This window comes from Streptomyces sp. NPDC006476 (assembly GCF_040612015.1).
GTDB lineage: Bacteria > Actinomycetota > Actinomycetes > Streptomycetales > Streptomycetaceae > Streptomyces > Streptomyces griseorubiginosus_B.
Genome location: NZ_JBEXPK010000107.1, coordinates 1 through 20,687 on the forward strand (window position 1 = coordinate 1; position 20,687 = coordinate 20,687).

The 20,687-nt window shown below is 69.5% G+C and carries 22 protein-coding genes and 2 pseudogenes; 13 read left to right on the forward strand and 11 right to left on the reverse strand.

The features are described from left to right. Nucleotides 1–325 precede the first annotated feature (325 nt). Together ABZZ74_RS48130 and ABZZ74_RS48135 are read right to left on the reverse strand one after the other, a co-directional pair. Nucleotides 326–448 carry a hypothetical protein gene (locus ABZZ74_RS48130; protein ID WP_356950462.1) on the reverse strand — a complete coding sequence of 41 codons (123 nt, stop codon included), beginning with the start codon at nt 446–448 and terminating at the stop codon, nt 326–328. A 391-nt stretch (nt 449–839) separates the two neighbouring features. Next, a complete protein-coding gene (locus ABZZ74_RS48135; RefSeq protein WP_356950463.1) occupies nt 840–1,391 on the reverse strand; it encodes a DUF308 domain-containing protein in 552 nt (183 codons plus the stop codon). Between the two features lie 266 nt (nt 1,392–1,657). Here ABZZ74_RS48135 and ABZZ74_RS48140 point away from each other — a divergent pair, with 266 nt between their 5' ends. The 6 genes and pseudogenes from ABZZ74_RS48140 to ABZZ74_RS48165 all read left to right on the forward strand — a co-directional run. Next, entirely contained in the window at nt 1,658–2,158 is a 501-nt protein-coding gene (locus ABZZ74_RS48140) for a hypothetical protein (RefSeq protein ID WP_356950464.1), read from the forward strand. Nucleotides 2,159–2,411: 253 nt separating this feature from the next. Beyond that, nucleotides 2,412–3,605, forward strand: coding sequence for a helix-turn-helix domain-containing protein (locus ABZZ74_RS48145; RefSeq protein ID WP_356950465.1), 1,194 nt, complete (start codon nt 2,412–2,414; stop codon nt 3,603–3,605). Between the two features lie 264 nt (nt 3,606–3,869). Further along, nucleotides 3,870–4,715 carry an alpha/beta fold hydrolase gene (locus tag ABZZ74_RS48150; RefSeq protein ID WP_356950466.1) on the forward strand — a complete coding sequence of 282 codons (846 nt, stop codon included), beginning with the start codon at nt 3,870–3,872 and terminating at the stop codon, nt 4,713–4,715. A 90-nt stretch (nt 4,716–4,805) separates the two neighbouring features. Then, entirely contained in the window at nt 4,806–6,539 is a 1,734-nt protein-coding gene (locus ABZZ74_RS48155; RefSeq protein WP_356950467.1) for a thiamine pyrophosphate-dependent enzyme, read from the forward strand. 32 nt (nt 6,540–6,571) lie between these two features. Then, complete coding sequence (locus ABZZ74_RS48160) at nt 6,572–7,642, forward strand: hypothetical protein (RefSeq protein ID WP_356950468.1); 1,071 nt, start codon at nt 6,572–6,574, stop codon at nt 7,640–7,642. Between the two features lie 445 nt (nt 7,643–8,087). After that, nucleotides 8,088–8,597 (forward strand): annotated as a pseudogene (locus ABZZ74_RS48165) (endonuclease/exonuclease/phosphatase family protein); the annotation flags it as partial. Between the two features lie 111 nt (nt 8,598–8,708). Here the strand turns inward: ABZZ74_RS48165 and ABZZ74_RS48170 are convergent. After that, the gene (locus tag ABZZ74_RS48170; protein WP_356950469.1) at nt 8,709–9,038 is read right to left on the reverse strand and encodes a hypothetical protein; all 330 of its coding nucleotides are present in this window, start codon (nt 9,036–9,038) and stop codon (nt 8,709–8,711) included. Between the two features lie 92 nt (nt 9,039–9,130). After that, complete coding sequence (gene ligA / locus ABZZ74_RS48175) at nt 9,131–11,218, reverse strand: NAD-dependent DNA ligase LigA (RefSeq protein WP_356950470.1); 2,088 nt, start codon at nt 11,216–11,218, stop codon at nt 9,131–9,133. A gap of 189 nt (nt 11,219–11,407) precedes the next feature. Between ligA and ABZZ74_RS48180 the strand changes: the two genes are divergently transcribed. The 3 genes from ABZZ74_RS48180 (at nt 11,408) to ABZZ74_RS48190 (ending at nt 12,372) form a co-directional block, all read left to right on the forward strand. Beyond that, complete coding sequence (locus tag ABZZ74_RS48180; protein ID WP_356950471.1) at nt 11,408–11,650, forward strand: antitoxin MazE7; 243 nt, start codon at nt 11,408–11,410, stop codon at nt 11,648–11,650. A gap of 3 nt (nt 11,651–11,653) precedes the next feature. Further along, entirely contained in the window at nt 11,654–12,037 is a 384-nt protein-coding gene (locus ABZZ74_RS48185) for a toxin Doc (protein WP_356950472.1), read from the forward strand. 155 nt (nt 12,038–12,192) lie between these two features. After that, nucleotides 12,193–12,372, forward strand: a complete 180-nt coding sequence (locus ABZZ74_RS48190; protein ID WP_356950473.1) for a hypothetical protein — start codon at nt 12,193–12,195, stop codon at nt 12,370–12,372. Between the two features lie 122 nt (nt 12,373–12,494). Here ABZZ74_RS48190 and ABZZ74_RS48195 read toward each other — a convergent pair whose 3' ends face one another. From ABZZ74_RS48195 to ABZZ74_RS48210, 4 genes are all read right to left on the reverse strand, one after another. After that, nucleotides 12,495–13,487: a WYL domain-containing protein gene (locus ABZZ74_RS48195; RefSeq protein WP_356950474.1), complete on the reverse strand. Its 993-nt coding sequence runs from the start codon at nt 13,485–13,487 to the stop codon at nt 12,495–12,497. Between the two features lie 397 nt (nt 13,488–13,884). Next, entirely contained in the window at nt 13,885–14,982 is a 1,098-nt protein-coding gene (locus ABZZ74_RS48200; RefSeq protein WP_356950475.1) for a winged helix DNA-binding domain-containing protein, read from the reverse strand. Nucleotides 14,983–14,988: 6 nt separating this feature from the next. Next, nucleotides 14,989–16,020, reverse strand: a complete 1,032-nt coding sequence (locus ABZZ74_RS48205; protein ID WP_356950476.1) for an aldo/keto reductase — start codon at nt 16,018–16,020, stop codon at nt 14,989–14,991. A gap of 109 nt (nt 16,021–16,129) precedes the next feature. After that, nucleotides 16,130–16,552, reverse strand: a complete 423-nt coding sequence (locus tag ABZZ74_RS48210; protein WP_356950477.1) for a VOC family protein — start codon at nt 16,550–16,552, stop codon at nt 16,130–16,132. A gap of 374 nt (nt 16,553–16,926) precedes the next feature. On the opposite strand from ABZZ74_RS48210, the gene ABZZ74_RS48215 reads away from it, so the two are divergent. Then, nucleotides 16,927–17,163, forward strand: coding sequence for a hypothetical protein (locus ABZZ74_RS48215; RefSeq protein WP_356950478.1), 237 nt, complete (start codon nt 16,927–16,929; stop codon nt 17,161–17,163). 60 nt (nt 17,164–17,223) lie between these two features. Beyond that, entirely contained in the window at nt 17,224–17,421 is a 198-nt protein-coding gene (locus tag ABZZ74_RS48220; protein WP_356950482.1) for a helix-turn-helix transcriptional regulator, read from the forward strand. 223 nt (nt 17,422–17,644) lie between these two features. On the opposite strand, the gene ABZZ74_RS48225 is transcribed toward ABZZ74_RS48220, so the two are convergent. After that, nucleotides 17,645–18,616, reverse strand: a complete 972-nt coding sequence (locus tag ABZZ74_RS48225) for an SDR family NAD(P)-dependent oxidoreductase (protein ID WP_356950479.1) — start codon at nt 18,614–18,616, stop codon at nt 17,645–17,647. A 140-nt stretch (nt 18,617–18,756) separates the two neighbouring features. Between ABZZ74_RS48225 and ABZZ74_RS48230 the strand changes: the two genes are divergently transcribed. Beyond that, complete coding sequence (locus ABZZ74_RS48230) at nt 18,757–19,251, forward strand: TetR/AcrR family transcriptional regulator (protein ID WP_356950483.1); 495 nt, start codon at nt 18,757–18,759, stop codon at nt 19,249–19,251. A 137-nt stretch (nt 19,252–19,388) separates the two neighbouring features. On the opposite strand, the gene ABZZ74_RS48235 is transcribed toward ABZZ74_RS48230, so the two are convergent. Next, nucleotides 19,389–19,787, reverse strand: a complete 399-nt coding sequence (locus tag ABZZ74_RS48235; RefSeq protein ID WP_356950480.1) for a glyoxalase — start codon at nt 19,785–19,787, stop codon at nt 19,389–19,391. Then, nucleotides 19,723–20,082 (reverse strand): annotated as a pseudogene (locus ABZZ74_RS48240) (ISAzo13 family transposase); the annotation flags it as partial. The gene ABZZ74_RS48235 and the pseudogene ABZZ74_RS48240, both read right to left, overlap by 65 nt. A gap of 224 nt (nt 20,083–20,306) precedes the next feature. Here ABZZ74_RS48240 and ABZZ74_RS48245 point away from each other — a divergent pair. After that, on the forward strand, nt 20,307–20,612 hold the full coding sequence (locus ABZZ74_RS48245) for a hypothetical protein (protein WP_356950481.1): 306 nt from the start codon (nt 20,307–20,309) through the stop codon (nt 20,610–20,612). Nucleotides 20,613–20,687: the final 75 nt, after the last annotated feature.

The window sequence follows — 20,687 nt, forward strand, 5'->3', positions numbered from 1 at the left end:
GCACTATGAGCAGCGGCCACAGCCCGCCACGCTCGATCTCTAGACCCGCGGAAACGCTCCCGCCGAACAGCCCGTCCTGCGGTACCCAACCCGCGTATATCAGCATGGACCACGCGTCGAGACCGACACGCGCGCCACCAGACACCGACCGGCCCCAGACACACCAACAGCGCCCGCGACCCCTGTCCCGGACGCCGCTGAAACACTATTCGTCGCCCGTCTGGCTGCATGCGAACCCCTCTCGGCCCACGTCGAAACCCCCACGGCCCGAACGGCGGGGTATCGGGCACCTTGCCCGGTGCGTGCCCGGGGGCGGACGCGTTCCTCATCGCCCCGGGGGCGGGGTGCCGCCGCGGGGGATCAGATCCGCGACGATGCCGGTACGCCCGGTCTGGCGGCCGGCGCCGAGTCCGGCGCCGTTGTCTCTGTCGAAAAACTCGACGAACATGACCTTGTCGCGCTCCTTGCGATATCAGTGGGGAAACTCGTCCTCAGCGGCCGTTCCTTCACGCTCCGTTACTCGAGATCTCGAGGCGTGGAGGACGGCCGCGTCACGTGCTACGAGAAACCGGCGATCTCAGGAGTTCGAGTGACGTGCGACGTCAAACGTCAAGCTCAGTCAAAGGAAGGCACACGCCCCAGGCCGGTGAACCTTTGCGGTCACAGCACCAGGTCCCGTCTCTCCGCGGGGGACCCGTCCGGAAAGGCCGACCGGTCGAAGTGAGCCGGCCGCTGATCAGTGCGGGTTCCGAGTCGCAGAACCCGCCGTGGCGCGACCCGTTGAGGACCGCGACCGAAGCCGGAGGCCGCGCGGAGGACTGACCCCGCGGAGGATGGAGTCAGGCCGGTCGGGCGACGCCCCGGATCCGGCGTGCCAGGCCGAGCTGCATGGCCCCGAGCATGATCAGCCACAGCCCGGCCAGGAAGGACAGCGTCAGCAGCGACAGCCCCGGCCAGACCAGCAGCGTCAGGCCGGCCAGGACACCGAGCAGCCCGATGAAGACGTCCCATGCTCGTCCGGGCAGGCCGGGATGGTCGACCGCCGCGAACACGGCGATGAAACCGTCCACGATCCAGTAGACGCCGAGCAGCAGCCCCAGCGCGAGCACCGTGATCAGAACGTGCCGGATCGCGTACAGCCCGAGCAGCAGGCTCACCACGCCGAGGACCGCGGTGAGGGTGCGGGCGGTACCGGTCTCCCCCAGGCTCGCCGATCCCACCAGCCGGAAGACCCCGGTGGCGATCAGCTGAGCGCCGAGGACCACCGCGAGTACGACGAGGGTCGGACCGGGCCACGCCACGGATATGACGCCGATGACGATCGAGATCAGCCCGTAGAGCAGATGCCAGGTCCAGGAACCGCCCAGGCGGGCGACGGGGCTTTTGTTCATGCCGCGAAGCTATCGGCGTTCCCGTTGGGCGAACTCCCAAAACCCAGCCGGGTCTTCGTGCCCTCGCACAGGGCGGGAGAGCGTTCAATGGAGCGGACAGAACGCGCATGCGGAGGGGATCCTGTGCCGGTGTCCGTCACGCGCCGGACACCGGCCGCGGTCCCGGCGCGGCCCCCGCGGGAAGTGCCCGCCGGGGTGCTGCCCGAGCGTCGCGGAAGCTGTCCCGAAAGACCTGTTCCAGTTGCCTACGCGGGGAGTGCGAGGACATGGCCGGTCCCGTTGACTGGGAAAGCTTCGCCGTGATGACCGGAGGCGCCAGCGGTGCCCTCACCGGCCTGTTGTTCGTCGCGGTGTCCCTCAACGCCAACCGGATCGCCAGACACCCGGTGCTGCGCGCGATCGCGGCGCAGACCCTCGTGCTGTTCCTTGCGCCGCTGGTCATGGCGACGATTCTGCTGGTGCCCCGCCAGGCCGACTGGGCCCTGGGCGCCGAGCTCATGACCGCCGGGCTGGCCGGGGGCCTGAGCTTGCTGGCCATCGGGCGACGCAGGCGCGCTCCGGTCACCGCCGACAAGCGGCTGACCGGCCTCTTCGACCGCCGTGACACCAGCATCGTCGTCATGCTGCTGTTCGTGGCCGGCGGAACCGTCCTGGAGTCCGGCAGGTCCGCCGGGCTCTACCTGCTGCTGCCCGCCTTGCTCGTGGCGTTCGTCAGCGGGGTGCTGAGCGCATGGAACTTCCTGCTCCCGCCGCCGGACCTGCTGTAGCGGTCTCGCGCCGACGGCCCGTGCCCGACGCGTGCCGACAGCGACAGCACCGGGGCCGACGGTGCCCACGACAGCGGCCCCCCGTCCACCGGTCGTCGTCAGCTACCCCGGCGCACCGGCCGCACCGGACATCCCTGTGCGCAGGCCGCCACCGGCTGCCCATGCGTGGACTGCCACCGGCTGTCCCTGCGTGGGCTGCCCCCCATGCACCGGCGAGAACCAGTCCGCACCGAGCATCTGGAAGGTGACATCCATGTACGCCACGCCCCGGGCCGGTGTCGGACTCGCGGCGTCCGGCCAGCTGCGCGGCGTACTCCACGACCTGGACAGCGAGACGCTGGCACGGCAGTTGGCCCGCGATCTGAGCGACACCCCGGCCGGACGAATACCTGGCCATGGCTCCCAGGCGGGAGCCATGGAGGACATCATCCGCCGCAGCCTGGAACTGGTCAGGAACTGGCTGCTGAGCGGACAGGAGCCCGGCGGGGACGTGCTGTCGGACCTGTACGAGGCGGCGCGCGAGGCGGCGCGGCACGGCCTCGCCGCCGAGGACGCGATCCGTGCCTGCTGCGGCGCGGCGCGGGCGGTGCCGAGCAGCGTGACGGAGGCCGGCCTGCCCGAGGACGGTGCCTGGCCGCCGCCTCACCTGGAGGTGCCGTGGGCGTTCCTCGACATCGCCCTGACGACCGTCACGCGGGCGTTCGCCGACCAGCGGGACCTGCCGTCTGCCGACGGCGACTCCCGGGCGGCGACGCTGTTCGCCCGGATCTGCGCCCGGTCGGCGACGACCATCGAGGACCTCGACCGGGCGGAGCGGCTGGGCTTCGAACTCGCCGGCCCCCACTGCCCGTTCGTCGCCGCGATCGACGGCGGCTCGGCCGCCGCGCACGCCGGCCTGGCGGCGCGTCTGCGGTCCGCGGGCGCACTCGCCTGCACACAGGGGCACCGCGTCGCCGGGCTGACCGGTCCGGGCTTCGACTGGGCGGGCTTCCTCGACGACAGCACGCTGATCCTTGCCGCCGAGTCGGCCACTGGCGCCGCCGGGCTCGCGGAAGCGGTCGGCAACCTGCACGACCTGGTCACCCTGGCGGGCCGGGCCGGACGCCGGGGACGGATCCGCGCGGACGACTTCCTGACGGAGCTCATGCTCGCGAACTCCCCCCAGCTGGCCGAGGACATCGTGCGGCGGGTCCTCGGCCGGCTGGACGCCGAGGACCCCTCCGGGACCTTGTCGCAGACGCTGCGGTGCCTGGCCGCGCACGGCTTCAACCGGACCGCGGCAGCGGCAGCGCTCCCGGCCCACCGCAACACCCTGCTCTACCGCATCAACCGGATCGAGAAGCTGACCGGCCTCGACCTCGACCGTCACGCACACCGCGAACTGGCCAGGCTGGCCGTCGTCTGGAGAGACACGACAGGCGGCGACACTCTGGCCCGGCCCGAGTGAGAGTCGGCGGGGGCCGCCGGGTGCGCCGACGGGGCCTGGCCTCGGAACAGGCTCCGGTCGGCCGGTGTCGGACGGGGACGCGCCCGGCACCGCTCGCGGTCGACATCTTCGACTCCGCTGCCGTCAAGGGTTGTTGCCGTGCACAACAGCCGGTCGAATCCTTGGCACCGTGCACAGTGCGCGCGGTGCCACGCTGACGGCGGCAGGACAGAACCGGCCGGGCGTCCGCCCTGGCGGCTGCCGTAGCGACGGAGGGATGCGGGCATGACTTCTGCACCGAACACGATCGTCCTGATCCACGGCCTGTGGATGACGCCGCTCGCCTGGGAGCACTGGGCGGCCCGGTACGAGGAGCGGGGCTTCACCGTGCTCACGCCCGGATACCCCGGGATCGAGCCGGGGGAGGCCGGGGTGGCGGCGCTCCGCGAGGACGCGTCGGCGATCGCCGGTGTCGGGGTGCGCGAGGTGCTGGATCATCTCACCGCCGTCATCGGGAAACTCGACTCCCCGCCGATCATCATGGGGCACTCGTTCGGCGGGACGTTCGCCCAGCTCCTGGTGGGTGCCGGGCTCGGGGCGGCCGGAGTGTCGATCGACGGCGCCGCGGTCAAGGGCGTGAACGCGATGCCGTTCTCGGAGCTCCGCTCGGTCCTGCCGGTCCTGAAGAACCCGGCCAACGCACACCGGGCCGTGCCCCTGACGGCCGAGCAGTTCCACTACGCCTTCACCAACACCCTGGACGAGGACGCCTCCCGGCGGGCCTACGACCGTTACGCCGTGCCGACGCCGACCCGCATCCTCTTCCAGGGCGGCCTCGCGGCCGTCACCCCGCACGCGGCCACGACCTTCGACTTCGCCGACGGTGACCGGGCGCCGCTGCTGTTCGTCTCCGGCGGCAGCGACCACATCCTGCCCCCGGTCGTCCAGCGGCAGAACTACGAGAAGAACGCGAAGCACTCGACGGCGGTCACCGCCCACACCGTCTTCGACGGCCGCGACCACTTCACCTGCGGCGAGCCCGGCTGGGAGGCCGTCGCCGACTTCGCCCTCGACTGGGCACTGAGCCCGCGCGCCGGAGTCCTCGACGCCACGCCCGGCGAGACCCGCTGACCGGACCCGCATCCGGGTCGGGGTCCGAACCCGAACCCGACGAGAACGGCTGACACCGGCTGAGACCGGCTGAGAACGGAGACACCCGCGATGTCGAAAACGGTGGCCGACGGCCTGTGGGAGATGCTTGTCAGCGCGGGCGTACGACGCTGCTACGGCATAGTCGGCGACGCACTCAACCCGGTGGTCGACGCGATGCGCCGCAACGGCCAGGTCGACTTCGTGCACGTGCGCAACGAGGAGTTCGGCGTCTTCGCCGCGGTCGCGGAGGCGAAACTGACGGGGCATCCGGTAGCCGTGTGCGGGACGGCAGGCCCAGGAGTGGCACACCTGATCAACGGCATGCTGGACGCCTTGAAGGAGAAGGTGCCCGTCATCGTCCTGGCCGGCGACACCGAAACCGGACTGATGGACAGCGAGACCGTCGAGGAGCTGAATCCGTACCGGTTCTTCGCGTCCGCGGCGGTGTACGTGGGCCGGCTGGTCAACCCCGGCCAGCTCCGCACCGTCGTGACCTCCGCGGTGACGGCCGCGGTGACCCGGGGCGGCCCCGCGGTCGTCGCACTGCCCGGTGACGTCGCGGCGGCGCACGCGCCGAAGGACCGCTACGAGATCCGGCTGCCCCGACCGGTACGCGCGCCGGCCGGAGCGGAGGACCTCGCCGCCATGGCCGAGCTGATCAACGAGGCGGGCACGGTGGCGGTCTTCGGCGGCCAGGGCTGCTCCGGGGCGCACGCGGAGGTGACGGCGCTGGCCGGAAAGCTGGGCGCACCGGTCGGCTACTCCCTCAAGGGCAAGCAGTTCCTCGAGCACGACAACGCGAACGCGGTCGGGATGACCGGCCTCCTCGGCTACGGCGGCTGCCATCACGCGCTCCAGCACGCGGACGTGCTGCTGATGCTCGGCACCGACTTCCCGTTCAGCAGCTTCCTGCCGCACGGCGGGACCAGGATCATCCAAGTCGACCACGACCCGGAACGGCTCGGCCGGCGCGTACCGGTGGACCTGGCCGTCACCGGCGACGTACGGGCCACCGTGGCCGCGCTGCTGCCACTGGTCGAGCCGAAGTCCGACGGCGGGTTCCTCGCCCGCTGTGTGGAGGAGACCGAGCGGTTCCACCGCAGGATGCGGCACTACGCGGAGAAGGGGCCGCGGATCAGGCCGATCAGGCCGGAGTACCTCGCCACGGTCCTCAGCGACCTCGCCGCCGACGACGCGCTGTTCTTCGCCGACACCGGCACCCCCGTCATCTGGGCGGCCCGGCACATCAGGTACGGGCCGAAGCGGCGGCTGTTCGGATCGTTCTCGTGGGCGTCGATGGCCACCGCCTCGCCCGGCGCGTTCGGGGCACAACTGGCCTTCCCCGGACGGCAGACGATCGCCCTGTGCGGCGACGGCGGGTTCACCATGCTCGCACTCGGCGACCTGCTCACGGAGGTACAGCGCCGACTGCCCGTCGTCCACATCGTGCTGAACAACAGCGGCCTGGACTTCGTCAAGATCGAGCAACAGGAAGCCGGTTTCGTCCCGTTCGGGACCGACTTCGCCAACCCGGACTTCGCCGCCGTCGCCGAGGCCATGGGTGCCAAGGGCATCCGCATCGAAGACCCCGGTGACGTGGCGGACGGCCTCGCGTCCGCGCTGGCCCACACCGGCGGCCCGGTCGTCGTCGACGTCCTCGTCGACCCCTACGCCCTCGCCGTCCCCGCCCACGTCCCCGCCGGCACAGCCGCCGGATTCACACTCAGCGCGGCACGGCAGATCCTCGCCGGCCGCCTCGACGACGTCATCGACACCGCCACGCACAACGCCAGGATCGTCTGAACGGCCGCACCGCCGACGGAGGAAGACACACCATGACAGACACCCACGACTCCCCGCCGGACGCACCGGACGCACCGGACACACGGGACGCACCGGACGCGACGCCCGGCGGCTGGCGCGAGATCTATCACGGCGGCTCACCAGAGGCCGAAGAGGCCCACTTCCGCGACCTGGCGGACGTCGTCGTCAGCGTCCAGCGGACGAACAAACAAAAGTCCGGCTCACAGGTCTCACGCCGCACGTTCCACGCCAAGATCGTCGTCGGAGTGGACAACGCCGAACTCGCCTTCCGGACCGATCTGCCCTCCGACCTCTGGGCCGGAGACTTCACCGCCGGAGCCCGGCTGCCGGCCATCGTCCGGCTGTCCAACGCCAGCGGCACCGTCCGGCCCGACGGCAGCCCCGACCTCCGCGGTGCGGCACTGAAGCTGACCCTCCCCGGTGGCGGCGAACACGACCTCCTCATGACCAGCTACCCGGTCTCCCACGCCCGCGACGCCACCCAGTTCGTGGAGATCGCCAGGATCGGCGCCGGTCCCAAACTCCTGGTCCTGCCGCGGATGCTGGCCAAGTTGGGCCCTTCGGAGACCACCCGCGTCCTCCGCAATCTCAGGCAGGCCAACCGTCCGTCGCCCGGCCTGGCCCTGGAGTCCTACTGGAGTCGCGGAGCGATCCTGTGGGGCGACACAGGCCCCGTCAGGTTCCGCCTCAGCCCACTCGGCCCAATTGACGGTTCCGCCCAGACGCCCGCCCCGATGCCGGACTCGGCCGACGGTCTCCAGACCGACTTCGCCGCCCGGCTGAGCAACGCGTCGGTCCGGTTCGCCCTGCACATCCAGAAGTACGTCAGCGAGAGGCTGACACCGATCGAGGACGGGGCAGTCGAATGGAAGGAAAGCGACTCGCCCTGGCTCGCCGTGGCCACCCTGACGATTCCCGCCCAGAACGCCCTCGACCCGAACGGCCGGGCCACTCGCGAGCGCGTCGACACCCTCGCCTTCAACCCCTGGCACGCCCCGGCGGAGTTCCGCCCCCTCGGCAACCTCAACCGCGCCCGCCGCACGGTCTACGCGGCCAGCGCCAGGGAGTGGCACGCCCGGTAGCGGACGCGCCGAGTCCCGACCCGCCCTCCTCCACACGCTGGTCGACGGCATGGGGCGGCCCGGATCACCCATGGGGGGCCGGCCCGGCCGGACAGGCAGCTGCGCCTCGGCCGCCGGTACGAGGAGAAGGCCGGGCCGCCGCCGAAGAACCGGAAGCAGCCCCGGGCCCTCCCGTCCGCCGGCAGGAAGGACCTCTGACCAGGTGTTTCTCTGTGCCCCCGGCAGGCTTCGAACGTGCGACACCCGCTTTGGAAGTCTCCTTGAGCAAGGCTGTGACCTGCGGAAATGTCGGCTGCTGGGTGTCTGGCCCGGGAAACACCCCTCCGTAGTTCTCGCCTGTTCACGGGGTTTCCCGACCCCTGTGTGCTGAGTCCATTCAGGCGAGGACCGTCAGCGAGGCTGCCAGGGCCCTTGGCACGGGAGGCACTGCGAGGTTGCCGCTGCGTCGACGTACAGGTACCACTCGGTGCAGGGCACCGTCGGCCTGTGGAGCAAGTACCCCATGACCGGGGTGAGGGCCGTCGTCAAGCCGGGCCGGGCACGCGCAATGCGCGCCACGGTGACCACGCCCGCGGGACAGGCCGCGTTCCACGTCGCCCACATGCCCGTCGGTGCGGGTGAAGGTGGAGGCAGGGTTCACGGCCCGGCAGCGCAACGCGAGCGCGGTGCGCTGGGCGAGGTCGTCTCCCGCGAGCCGCTGAATCGGAAGGTGCTGCTCGGCGATCTGAACGGCACGATGAACGACCGTTCCCTCAACGGCGTCACCTCCCAGATGCGCTCCACACAGGGCGCGGCGGGCAGCGGCTTCGGCTGGCCGGCCTCGTTCCCGATGGCACGGATGGACCGGATCACGATCCAGGGCATCGAGCCGGTGAGCTCGTGGACGGTGCCGAAGACCGGGAGTGATCACCTACCGGTCGCCGCACGTGTGGACATCGGCACATCCGGGTCCTGAACCGCTCACCGATTTGCATGCGAGAAACCCCGCCAGGGGTTGCCTGGCGGGGTTCGACCTCATCGATCTGCCGAGATCACTCTTGGTTCAAGGCAGCTCGCAGGTAGGCGATCAGATCACCGGTCGGCACCTCGACCCAGTCGGCTCCGGACACCCCAGCACCACCGCTCGATCACTGAGTCGGCCGAACCTGCGGGCCGTGTGTCCCAGGCACAGGCCGGCCAGCCCAAGCAGTTGGCTCCCAGCCGCCGCCCTGGTTCCCACCTCGATACAGCAGTGCTCGATGAACGCGCGATCGTCGTCGTTCAAAGCGATGCCGACCAGCGCGGCTGCTGCCGGGGCTTCCAGCGCGCTGTCGTGGAGTGCCCCTTCCACTGCCTCAGCGACGACGTCGTGGGGCAGCGCGGGAGGATTCTCGAACGTGCGGTGGGAGTGCGTCACGCAGGGAGGCTACGCGGCACACCTGGACTCGCAGCGCGAAGCCCTGCCCCCCGACGTCAGGGCGAACGGGGCGAAGGTTGTCTGATGCGGCACTAGTTGAGGTAGTCGGCGACCAAAGCGGCGAATTCGTCCGGGGTGGCCAGGCGGATACCGAGGTCCTCGGCTTTGGTCCGCTTGGATCCGGCGCCGTCGCCGGCGACGACGAGCGTGGTCTTCTTGGAGACGCTGGAGGACGAACGGCCGCCGGCCTTTTCGATGAGCTCGTTCATCTGGTTGCGGCTGAGCTTCTCCAGGGGACCGGTCATCGCGCCGGTGACGACCACGGTCATCCCGTCCAGGGGTCCGCCCGCACGCTCGGGGTTCTCGGCGGAGTCGCCCGTGGCACCGTCATCCGGGGCGGGTGGGGTGGCGCCGGGTTCGGTCATGTTGACTCCGGCGGCGGCGAGTTTGTCGATGAGCGGGGCGAGGTCGGCGAGCTCGGCCACGATCGAGGGAGCCTTTTCGGTGCCGATGCCCTCGACCTGCTGCATGGCGTCCGCGTCAGCGGTGCGGATGTTGTCCATGGTGGCGAAGTGGCGGGCGATGCGGCGGGACATGGAGCGGCCGGTGCCGCGCACCCCGAGCGCGCACAGGACCCGTGACAGCGGCTGCGCCTTGGCCGCGGCGATGGCGGCCAGGAGGTTGTCGGTGCTGGTCTCACCCATCCGCTCCAGACCGAGGAGCTGGTCGCGGGTGAGGGCGAACAGGTCGGCGAGATCGGCCACGAGACCGGCGTCGACGAGTTGGACGACGCGGGTGGCGCCGAGGCCTTCGATATCCAGCTGGTCGCGGCCGGCGGCGTAGGACAGGGAGGCGACCAGGTGGCAGTTGCGGCCCTGCTCGCACCGCCAGCGTTCCTGGCTGGTGTCGATGGCGGATCCGCAGCGCGGGCACACCTCAGGGAAGAGGATGGGCTGTTCGTCGCCGGTGCGCAGGTGGGCGACGGGGGCTTCGATGCGGGGGATGACGTCGCCGGCCCGGTGGACCATGACGTGGTCGCCCAGGCGCAGGTCGCGGCGGGTGATGTCGGCCGGGTTGTGGAGGGTGGCGTAGGTGATGGTGGCGCCGTCGATCTCGACCGGTTCCAGGACGGCGCGCGGGGCGATGATGCCGGTACGGCCGACGTTCCACTCCACCTCGAGCAGCCGGGTGATCTTCTCGACGGCGGGCAGCTTGTACGCGATCGCCCATCGCGGCGCGCGGGAACCCGATCCTGCCGCCTGCTGGTCGGCGGCCAGGTCGGCCTTGACGACGATCCCGTCGATCCCGAACGGCAACTCGGCCCGCAGCGCGGCGATCTCCTCAACCCGGGCCAGCACCTGCTCCACGGTGTCGGCGGTGACGCCGGGCACCGCGGTCGTAGCGGTGGTGTTGATCCCGAACGCGGCGGCCTGCACCATCAGCTCGCTGTGCGCGAGCTCGCCCAGCCGCGCGGCGAGCGCCGTCTCGGTATCCGGCAGCGGCAGCAGGCCGTAGCCGAAGAACGTCATCGGCACGGTGTAGGCGCGTTCCCTGGCGCGCAGGGTGCCCGCAGCGGCGCCGCGCGGGTTGGCGAACGGCTGCCCGCTGTGCGCGGTGCGCACCTCGTTGCCGTGCTCGAACTGGGCCGTGGTCATGAGGACTTCGCCGCGGACCTCGACGGTGACCGGCTCGGCGAGTTCGTCCGGCAGGCCTTCGATGGTGCCGATCGCGTGCGAGACGTCCTCCCCGGCCGTCCCGTCCCCGCGGGTGATCAGCTGCCTCAGCCGGCCCTTGGTATAGCGGGCGGCGACCGCGAGCCCGTCCAGCTTCGGCTCGATACTGAACCGCTCGACGTCGCGGCCGATCCGTTTGGCCACGGAGGCGGTCCAGGCGGTGAACTCCTCCGGTGAGAACACGTTGTCCAGGCTCAGCATGGCCACCGTGTGGGGGAGATCGCCCTCCACGGCACCGCCGGCGACCTTCCCTGTCGGAGACGCGGGCAGCACCTGGTCAGGATGGTCGGCCTCCCACGCGGCGATGCCGCGCACCAGCCGGTCGTAGGCGTCATCGTCCAGGGACGACGTCCCACCCGTGTAGTAGGCGGCCGACGCTTTCACCGCGTCCTCGACCGCCTGTGCGTAGGCGGCAACATCCGTGATCACTGCTGCTGGTGTCGTCATGCCGGTCATCCTGCCTGCCACCACTGACAATGCCCGGCGCCGCAGAACGCGACAACGACCGCGGGGAGACGGGCGGAGGCCGCACAGCGCCCAGCCGCACCTCTCAGTCCGGGCATACACGCACAGCGCCCTGGGGCGACCCCACCGAGGAGGTAGCGCGGCGCGTATACCGTGGGGGATACTACGGGTATGGCTGAAACCACCGTGAAGGTCGACACCAGCACCAGGGACACCCTGCAGGGACTCGCCGCCGCCGAAGGCCTGTCCGTCAAGGCCTACCTCGCAAAGCTGGCAGGGGAAAAGGAACAAGAGCGGGCGATGCAGACGGCGACCGCCGCTTTCCGCCGCGTGATCAGCGAGCCCGGCGTCATGGACGCCTTCGACGCCGAGTTCGGCGGGCTGCCGCCCGTTACACACTCCCGGGCGGCCTGACCTGTGCCTCCCGTCGTACACGTCGACTACCGGTGGTTCCTCGAGCGCCAGGAAGACATCCTCCGCGACGACTTGACCGTCAACGACTTCTCCGTGCTCGTCGGCATGGCCCAGCGCCACCGGGTCGACCCGCCCCGGCATGATCAGAACCATCCTGACGCCTTCTGGCGGGCTGCGGTCATGCTGGAGGAGTGCGTCCTGCTGCGCCCGCTCCCGGCCCGCAACGAGGTGTACGGATACGGCGTCGCCATCGCCTACCTGGAGGCCTCCGGAGAACGCGTCGACACGAAGTTCGAGCTCTGGCGGGAACTGATCTACGACGTCCGGGAGCTGCGGCTGGACTCGTACGGCATCGCCGAAAGGTTGCGCACCTGGCGTCAGGGCTGATCCTGAGGCGAATCGACGGTTGCTCGGCGGACCTGGCCCGTGTTGCGCAGCAAGCGCCCTCAACAGTTCGCCGCGTCTAGACCACTGCGTTGGCTTTTCGACCCGTGCGCGGTCTTCCTCTATGAGCCGCGGATGCGCCACGTACCGGATGCCGTATGCCACACCAGGTGAACCTGTCCCTGATCCGGCCTCTGGAGGGCGTGGGCGGAGTGCGCCACGGCCTGCTGGGGTTCGGCGATCACGAGACCACCGTGAGCCGCAAGGGCGACCCGAATCCGATGATCAGGAATCTCTGGCTGGCGGCCAAGGCCGTCCTGACTGCCCCGCCATCCTGACCGGGATCAGGCCGGGCGATGACCATAGCTGGCACGCATCGTCCAGCCTGAGCTTCACGAGATCGAGGGCCCTGGGGCTCTGCTCGGTCCACCGACGGCTGACGGGGTGGTGCGTTTGGTTCCTACGGCGTCGAACCGGTCCCTGGTCCTGTTGCCGCGGCGCGGGTGTAGCGGGTGGCGAGGTTGGCGAATGCCGTGGCCAGTTGGGGTGGGCCGATGACGACGATGTCGGTGTCGAAGCAGCCGAGGGCGGCGGCGAGTCCGGTCCAGGACCAGGAGCCGAGGGTGAGCCGGCAGTGGTGGGGGCCGAGTTCCTCGACGATTCCGTCGTGGGCGAAGGGCGCGACCTCGGCGGCCGGGAGGTGGAGGACGACTTCGCCGCGGCAGGGCCAGTCGGTGGTGGTGCCGTCATTTCCGCGGAACCGGCTGGTGACGAAGGTGGAGACGTTGCCGCCGGGGAGTTCGCGTGGGGTGAAGCGGGGACCGGTGGGTGTGCGGGGGCGGATGCGGTCGGCGCGGAAGGTGCGCCAGTCCTCGCGGTCGAGGTCCCAGGCCACGAGGTACCAGCGGTGACGCCAGGTGACCAGGTGATGGGGCTGCACACGCCGGACGTCACCGGAGGCGCCCGGGCCTGACGTGTAGTCGAATCTCACTTCCTCGCGGGCGTGGATGGCGCGGCTGAGGTCCACCAGGACCTGCGCGGCGGCCTGAAGGGTGCCGTCGGTGGCTGGCGGCTGGACGGCGGTGATGCGCAGCAGGTCGATGCGGTGGCGCAGGCGGGGCGGCATGACCTGGCGGAGGGTGGCCAGGGCGCGGGCGGCGTCCTCGGTGACGGTGGTGTCGGTGGCCGCGCCCTGCAGTGCGAGGGCCAGGGCGACGGCCTGGCCGTCGTCGAAGAGCATGGGCGGCATCTGGGTGCCGGCCTCCAGGCGGTAGCCGCCGCCCGGTCCCTTGACCGTGCTGATCAGGTAGCCGAGTTCGCGCAGGCGGTCGATGTCACGGCGCACGGTGCGCACGGTGATGGCGAGGCGCTCGGCGAGATCCTCGCCCGACCAGTCCCGGTGCGTCTGAAGCAGCGAGAGCAGCGAGAGCAGCCGGGACGACGTTTTCTGCATGCAGCCCATCCTCACCGAAGTACAGGACCCGCCCTGTCCTCTACTTCCAACAAAGTGGCCTGCGAACCGTCCTGGAAGCGCATAGCTCCCGGTCAGGCCGCCGGCATTGCGGCGCGCCGATCACGCTGCGGCGCTTCAGTGTCTGGGATGCCGACGACGTAGGCGCCGGTGTCTTTTGCTCGGGCCAGGCGGGTGGGGAGGACCTCGGGTCATGTGTCTCTCGGTACTGCAATCGCAGTTGTGGTCAGCACGCCGCTCACTCCTGCGGAGGTCGAACGCGGACAGCGTCTCGGAGCCCTCCTGTGTTGGACCAAGGGAGATCACTCGATGCTCGATACTGCGCTCGCCGCACCCATGTGGCGGGAGACCCTCCGCAAGTCAGAAATCCCGGTACAGCTCAGCTCTCGGTGCCGAGTTGGATGTGCTCGATGTCTTCGTCCAGGAAGGTGGCCAGGTCCTGGGCTTCGGCCTGGACGGCTTCTTGTTCCAGGACGGTGAGGGGACGAAGGGGGCGGACGCGAAGTAGGTGGTCGCGTGCGGTCCAGGTGGCGGTGACGCGTCCGTCGACGAGGACGGTGCGTTGGCCGGCGACGGACAGGCCGAGGTGGGCGTCGTCGATGATGCGGCTGCGGTCGTGGTAGCCGAGGATGGCGTTGTCGAAGGCCGGCAGAAACCGGACGGGGGCGGGGGTATCGGGGTGGGGGCGTGGCGCGTCGGGCAGATCGAGCAGTTCGCGGCCGCGTTCGTCGCGGAAGGCAATCAGTTCTTCTCGGATGGCTTTGACTGCGGCGGGAAGTCCGGCGAGGCCACACCAGGCGCGTAGGTCCGCGCTGGCGGCGGGCCCGTAGGCAGCAAGGTAGCGGCGCAACAGTTGCTGCCCGACGGGATCGCTGTCCTGGGCGGGCAGGGGGTCGAGGTCCCGTTCCAGCCAGGTGGCCAACGGCAGGTTGCGTACGCCCGCCCTCTGGTGCCAGAGGCCGCGGGGCGGGAGCTGGGCCATGGGGATGAGGGCTGCGACGAGCAGCTCGCCCAGGACCCTGCGTGGTGGGCCGGGCCAGCGGTCTTCGACGGCTTCTTGTACGAGCTCGCTCATGGTGCGGGGCTGCCGGTCGGCAACGGCCGCGCGGCCGGCGGCGGCGACCTCTTCCACGTCGATGCCGGCCAGTTCGCGCCGCCAGGTGCCGAGCACTCGCTGGCGCAGCATGGTGTCGTGGCGGGCTCGCCAGGCGAGCGCGTCGTCGGAGGTGACGAGGTGGACGGTGCGGCGCATCAGGTGGGTGCGCACCACCGTGCGGCCGGTGAGCGCGTCGTCCAGTTGCCTGGGATTGAAGTCGGCCAGGCGGGACCACAGCCCGATGAATGGTTCCTGGGGCTCTTGCGCCTGCAGGCCGCACAGGTGGGCCACAGCCTCGGGCACGGATGTGGCGGCGCGCGTGAGCAGGTGCTGGCGGGCGAGGGTGGCGCGGTTGAGGGCGCGGCTGTCGAGAACGGTCATGGGTTCTCAGGCGGCTGCCCGCTCGTGGAGCGGGCGTCGGCGCAGGTCCGTGCGGGTGAGGGAGAGGGGTGTGTCAGAGACGTCCAGAGGGCTGATGTCGGTACCTGGCGGGACGATGGTGTCGATCTTGTCGAGGATGTCGTCGCCGAGGGTGAGGGCGGCGCCGGCAAGCAGGTCATCGAGCTGGTCCATGGTGCGTGGGCCGATGATGGCGGCGGTGACGTCGGGGTGGCTGGTTGCAAAAGCCATGGCGAGGTGCGTGAGGGAGTGGCCGGATTCTTCGGCGAGGCTGAGCAGCTGCTCGACTGCATCAAGCTTGCGTTCGTCGGTGAGGTGCTTGGGGACCCAGTGCATGCGGGCACCTGCGGGCCGTGGGGCGTTCTTGCGGTAGCGGCCGGTGAGCAGGCCCATGGCCAGCGGACTCCACACCAGAACGCCGATGCCGAAGCGGCGGCAGGCGGGCAGGACCTCGCGCTCGATGCCGCGGTTGAGTATGGAGTAGGTGGGCTGTTCGGTTCGAAGGCGGTGCAGGCCGCGCCGCTGGGACACCCACTGGGCCTCGACGATGTCCGAGGCCAGTAAGTTGGAGGAGCCGATCGCGCGGACCTTCCCGGCACGCACGAGGTCGGTGAGCGCGGAGAGGGTCTCCTCGATGTCGGTGTGCGGGTCGGGGTGGTGGATCTGGTAGAGGTCGATGTAGTCGGTCTGCAGCCGCTTCAGCGAGCCCTCGACCGCCTGGATGACCCAGCGCCGGGAGCTGCCGCTTCGGTTGGGGCCCTCGCCCATCGGGCCGTTGAACTTGGTTGCCAGCACGACCTCGTCTCGGCGTCCTTTGAGGGCCTCTCCGACGATCTCCTCGGTCTCGCTGTAGCCGTAGACATCGGCGGTGTCGACGAAGTTGATTCCCGCGTCGAGCGCCCGTTGGATCATGCCCACGCAGTCGTCGTGATCCGGATTGCCCATCTTGCCGAACATCATGGTTCCAAGGCAGTAGGCGCTGACTTCGATGCCGGTCCGTCCCAGCTTCCGCATCCGCACGGTGACCCGTTTCCTTCCACTGCTATACGTGCTCGGTGCCTGCCGCCGTCCGGTCCGCCCGTGTGGCTGAGGCGGCCCGGACGGCGCAGGCATGTCAGATCTGGCCGGTTCAGCCGTTGTAAGGGGCGGCGACGTCCAGGACCCAGGTGACGCCGAAGCGGTCGGTGAGCATGCCGTACAGCGGCGCCCACAGCGCGGGTTCCAGCGGCCGCACGATGGCCGAGCCTTCGGCAAGCCTGCCCCACAGGGCACTGATCTCCGTGGTGTCGTCGCCGCGTACGGAGACGAAGAACGAGTTGTCGCCCTGGTTCCAGGGGAGTTGCGAGGGGACGTCGTAGGCCATGACGTGGAAACCGTCGGCGCCGGTCACCTCGCCCCACATCACCCAGTCCGCCTCGCTCTCGTTCTGCACGGCGCCGGCGTCCTTGTAGGTGACCGCGACGGTGCGGCCGCCGAAGACGGACCGGTAGAAGTCCAGCGCCTCGCGTGCGTTGCCCCGGAAGTTCAGGTGGGTGGTGGTCGTGACGGACATGTCCTGCTCCTTGCCTCGAACGAGTGGTGAACGCGCCGCCGGCCGCCTGGACGCAATGCCGGCGGCCCGACCGGGAGCTTTGCGCTCCCAGGACGGTTCGCAGGCCACTTTGTCGGAGGTAGAGGACAGGGTGGGTCCTGTACTTCGGTGAGGATGGGCTGCATGCAGAAAACGTCGTCCCGGCTGCTCTCGCTGCTTCAGACACAGAGGAGGCCTGGCACAACGCGCACCAGGCACGCAAGAGCGGCCGACTCGCCGGAGTCGAACGGCTGCTGCTTCGCATCCAGTCGCTCGCCGCCCACTCAGATCAGCCCCAGACGGTCAAGCGGGCCCTGGAGGAACTGGAAACCCTCGACGAGGAGGCAGCCACACCCATGATTCACGAGGCCCTCCTTCTCGCGGGCGGCATCGCGAACCATGACACGGACAGCGCACTGACCGCCCACCGCTTGATCCAGTACCGAGGCGACGTCCACCTGAGCGTCATCTCCAGCCTGTGCCTGACACATACCGCCGACGACCCCCGGCGCTGGCTGACCGAGGCCATGCGCGACGCCCACACCCTCAGGCTGGGGCGCCGCTTCCGTGACGCCGTCACCCGTGCCGCATAGCAGCGCAACATCCCCATACCCAGGCTCCGGCAAGGTCACGAGGCGCTGGCCGAAACCGACATCAGACTGGTCCGCATGGTCAGCGACGGGGCGACCAACCGACAGATCGCCGTAGAACTCGCCTGCAGTCCCAAGACCGTGGAGCAGCGCCTGACACCACTGTTCCAGCGCACCGGCACCCGCTCCCGGGGAGAACTCACCGCTGCTTGGCTCAATGGAAGCCGCCCCCGGACCGCCTCCAGCCCGGACGACCACTGACCCTGCGGACCCCAACCGATGCTCCCGAGCCGACCCACACTGCCTTGTTCGGGCGCACAGCGGCCCGCGCGGGAGACACGGTCGGTGTCGCAGCCTGTCGGTCGAGGCGTGTCGAATGCCTCCAAGGGCCGGCGCGCTTTGTGACGGGTTGCTAGGTCTTCACTTTCACTCGCACGGGCGTGCGATAGGTTGCCCCGGTGCGGCTTGCTGTGGCGGCGTGAGGTCAGAAGCGGAGCAGGTCGGTCGAGACGGTCCAGAGGCGCTTGGCAGTGGCGGGGTCGAGCGCCCATTCCTTGACCCCGTGCGGGTGCTGCGCCAGGTCGGCGTCGTTCGGCACGGTGTAGGCCTCTTGTGCATCGTCGAGATAGTGGCCTCCGGAGTGAGCGAACTCGGGGGCGACGGCCGCGACGATACTGGTGGCGGCCCCCTGCTCGACCGTTTTGTACGTGAAGACTCCGGCAGCCTCGGCCGCGTCGAGCGACGCCTTCTGTTCCGGTGTGAAGTTCCGCTGCAGTCCCGTCGCGATTCCGCCGGGATTCACCGCATTGGCGACGATGCCGTCGGACGCCCACAGGCGGGTCGCCTCGACGGCGAAGAGGGAGTTCGCGGTCTTGGACTGGGCGTAGGCGATCTGCGGGTCGTAGCTGCGGCGTTCGAAGTGGAGGTCGTCGAAGTCGATGCCGGACCGCATGTGCGCCGTCGAACTGACCGAGACGATCCTTGCTCCGTCGCGGTCGGCCGCTCCCCGGGCCAGGGCGTGGTGAAGGCCGGTGGCCAGCGCGAAGTGGCCGAGATGGTTCGTCGCGAATTGCAACTCCCAGCCCTCATGCGTCCGTTCGAGGCCACCGGTGACCACGCCGGCGTTGTTGATGAGCAGGTGAAGGGGTCCGCCCCACGCGTCGACGAACCGTGTGACGGTGGCCCGGTCGGCGAGGTCGAGCCGGACGACCCGGGGCCGGATTCCCCCGGTCGACTTTCCGATCGTCTCGGCGACGGCGTCACCCGCAGTCGTGTTCCGGACGGCGAGCGTCACTTCCGCCCCGGCAGCGGTCAGCGCACGAGCCGTCTCGATCCCGAGTCCGGAGGAAGCTCCCGTCACGATCGCACGGAAGCCGGTGAGGTCGATGTCCCGCAGTACCTCGTCCGCGGTGGTGGAGGAGGTGAAGGGCGTGAAGATGAGTTTGCGAGTGTCCATGGCGCGACTATACGTACTAGACTTGATTTGTATAGTGCGGTTCTCGCTCGTATGCTCGCTCCATGAGCAGTCCCGACGCTGGCCACCCGCCATCGACAGCCGCTGATACCGACCGTCGAACCATGGTTCTGGAGTCCGCCATGGCCACGTTCGCGCGATTCGGTTACCGGAAGACCTCGATGGAGGAGGTGGCGCGGGCGGCGCACCTGTCCCGGCCCGGGCTCTACTTCCTCTTTTCCTCGAAGGAGACTCTGTTCCGTGCCGCGGTCACCCAGGCCTTGAATCGCGACATCACCGCGGTCGAACAGATCCTGGCCGACAGCGGCCGCCCCCTTTCAGAGCGCCTCGTCGAAGCGTTCGACCAGTGGGCGGGCCGCTACATCGGCCCGCTGACGCGCGATGTCGCAACGGTTATCGAGGCCAATCCCGACCTCCTCGGAGAGATCATCGAGACCACGCCACGACGTTTCGAGGAACTGATCACAGACGCGATCGCCATCGAGTCAGGACGAGAGAGGGCCCTCCCTGTCGCACAGACGATGATCAGCGCATCGATCGGCCTCAAGCACCAGGCCGCATCACGGGAGTTCTACCTCGAACGGCTGGCGGTCGCAATCGGCCTCCTGGTGCGCTGAAGACGCCCGGCCTCCTGATAGAACCGCCCGCGGTCTCGGACGGCAACGGGCCGGACCGCCCGTCGAAACCGACTCGGCAAATCGAGGTTGGCCGTCAATTGCGGGAGTAATCGTCAAGACCTGTGGATCGGTTGATCTCAGTTTTGTTGTGGTGGGTCGATCGCGACGAGTTCGACCTCGAAGCCGTCGTCGTTCTCCAGGTAGGCGGCGTAGTGCTGTGCGCCGCCGGCGTGCGGGTGGCGGTCGGGGAACAACAGATGCCAGCCGTGCCGAGCCGCGTCGGTGGCCAGCTGGTCGACCGCGGTTTCGTCTTCGACGTGGAAGGCCAGGTGGTTCAGCCCTGGCCGGCAGCGGTCGTGCCGGTCGGCGGTGAGGGCCGGGGACTGCTCAAGGACCAGGTACGTCGGCCCGGGCCGCCAACTGCGTCCGTTATCCCAGCTCTGGAAGAGGGTGTGGCCCAGCGTCTCCAGCAGCCAGCCGAGAGTTGGTCGTCCAGCGAAGCGGTGACATGGGATCTCCGCGGACGTCGGGCTCAACCAGCGTGAGGAGTGCCTCCCGAACTGCTGGGTTAAGCTCGACGACGCGTTTGCGGCCACCGCCGGGCCGGCGGATACGTCCCAACGGGGCCTCTCCAGACCCGAGTTCCCGCATACCGACAGACACAGTGGCTTCACGGACACTGGCAGCACGGGCGACCGCTCTGATCCCGCCGTGGCCGAGGGACTGGGCCTCCGCCCCTATCAACAGGCGACGCTGCCGCTCGTCGAGGTGCGGCAGACTCGCCCTGAACTTGGCTGCCAGCACGACCCATTGCTCTTCCAACCCGCTCATGCCAGACCAACGAACCACCGAGCGGAAAGCCACGAGTTAAAGATCTGCACGCCCTAAGAGCTCGTAACAGGATCTTGCTGAAGTGCCCTGGTGGGGTGTGAGTGGTGTGAGGAGGCCTCCGATCTCGGAGGAGCCGACCTGATCCGGGCCGCGCGCCGGCCACTTCGTTCGGTCAACCCCCGGGTGCCTCCTGCAAGAGCCACACTGAGCGGATGAGTTCTGGAATGGCATCTGACCTGGTCGTTGGCCTTGTGCCCCTCCTCGGTGTGAGCGTTGGTGCAGCAGCGACATTGCTCGTGCAGCGCAGCGCGGCCCGGGAGTCTCGAGCACGAAGCGCGGAGGAGGGGCGCGCCGCACACCGTGCCGAAGTCAAGGCTGCGATCTCTAACTATCTGGAGGCAGCACACAAACTGCAAGGTGAGCTGGATGCCCGGGAACGCGGGGAAGCCGCACCAGCTATCAAGAGCCTTGTTGAACGACTTTGGCTGGCCGAGAAGCAGGTCGAGATCATTAGCCTCGATCTTTCGTGAGGGGCCGTCAGCTTACTGACGGCCCCTCTTCGGTTTTGTTGTGCGGGTGTTTTCGGTGTCCGGGCAGGGCGGGGG

Excerpts from the sequence above, each read along its gene's own strand:
- ABZZ74_RS48230 (WP_356950483.1), top strand. The coding sequence starts at position 18,757 with ATGGCCACGTTCGCGCGATTCGGTTACCGGAAGACCTCGATGGAGGAG.
- ligA (WP_356950470.1), bottom strand. The coding sequence starts at position 11,218 with ATGACGACACCAGCAGCAGTGATCACGGATGTTGCCGCCTACGCACAG.
- ABZZ74_RS48135 (WP_356950463.1), bottom strand. The coding sequence starts at position 1,391 with ATGAACAAAAGCCCCGTCGCCCGCCTGGGCGGTTCCTGGACCTGGCAT.
- ABZZ74_RS48160 (WP_356950468.1), top strand. The coding sequence starts at position 6,572 with ATGACAGACACCCACGACTCCCCGCCGGACGCACCGGACGCACCGGAC.
- ABZZ74_RS48215 (WP_356950478.1), top strand. The coding sequence starts at position 16,927 with ATGATTCACGAGGCCCTCCTTCTCGCGGGCGGCATCGCGAACCATGAC.
- ABZZ74_RS48140 (WP_356950464.1), top strand. The coding sequence starts at position 1,658 with ATGGCCGGTCCCGTTGACTGGGAAAGCTTCGCCGTGATGACCGGAGGC.
- ABZZ74_RS48190 (WP_356950473.1), top strand. The coding sequence starts at position 12,193 with ATGCCACACCAGGTGAACCTGTCCCTGATCCGGCCTCTGGAGGGCGTG.
- ABZZ74_RS48225 (WP_356950479.1), bottom strand. The coding sequence starts at position 18,616 with ATGGACACTCGCAAACTCATCTTCACGCCCTTCACCTCCTCCACCACC.
- ABZZ74_RS48150 (WP_356950466.1), top strand. The coding sequence starts at position 3,870 with ATGACTTCTGCACCGAACACGATCGTCCTGATCCACGGCCTGTGGATG.
- ABZZ74_RS48155 (WP_356950467.1), top strand. The coding sequence starts at position 4,806 with ATGTCGAAAACGGTGGCCGACGGCCTGTGGGAGATGCTTGTCAGCGCG.
- ABZZ74_RS48130 (WP_356950462.1), bottom strand. The coding sequence starts at position 448 with ATGTTCGTCGAGTTTTTCGACAGAGACAACGGCGCCGGACTCGGCGCC.
- ABZZ74_RS48210 (WP_356950477.1), bottom strand. The coding sequence starts at position 16,552 with ATGTCCGTCACGACCACCACCCACCTGAACTTCCGGGGCAACGCACGC.
- ABZZ74_RS48195 (WP_356950474.1), bottom strand. The coding sequence starts at position 13,487 with ATGCAGAAAACGTCGTCCCGGCTGCTCTCGCTGCTCTCGCTGCTTCAG.
- ABZZ74_RS48180 (WP_356950471.1), top strand. The coding sequence starts at position 11,408 with ATGGCTGAAACCACCGTGAAGGTCGACACCAGCACCAGGGACACCCTG.
- ABZZ74_RS48145 (WP_356950465.1), top strand. The coding sequence starts at position 2,412 with ATGTACGCCACGCCCCGGGCCGGTGTCGGACTCGCGGCGTCCGGCCAG.
- ABZZ74_RS48245 (WP_356950481.1), top strand. The coding sequence starts at position 20,307 with ATGGCATCTGACCTGGTCGTTGGCCTTGTGCCCCTCCTCGGTGTGAGC.
- ABZZ74_RS48200 (WP_356950475.1), bottom strand. The coding sequence starts at position 14,982 with ATGACCGTTCTCGACAGCCGCGCCCTCAACCGCGCCACCCTCGCCCGC.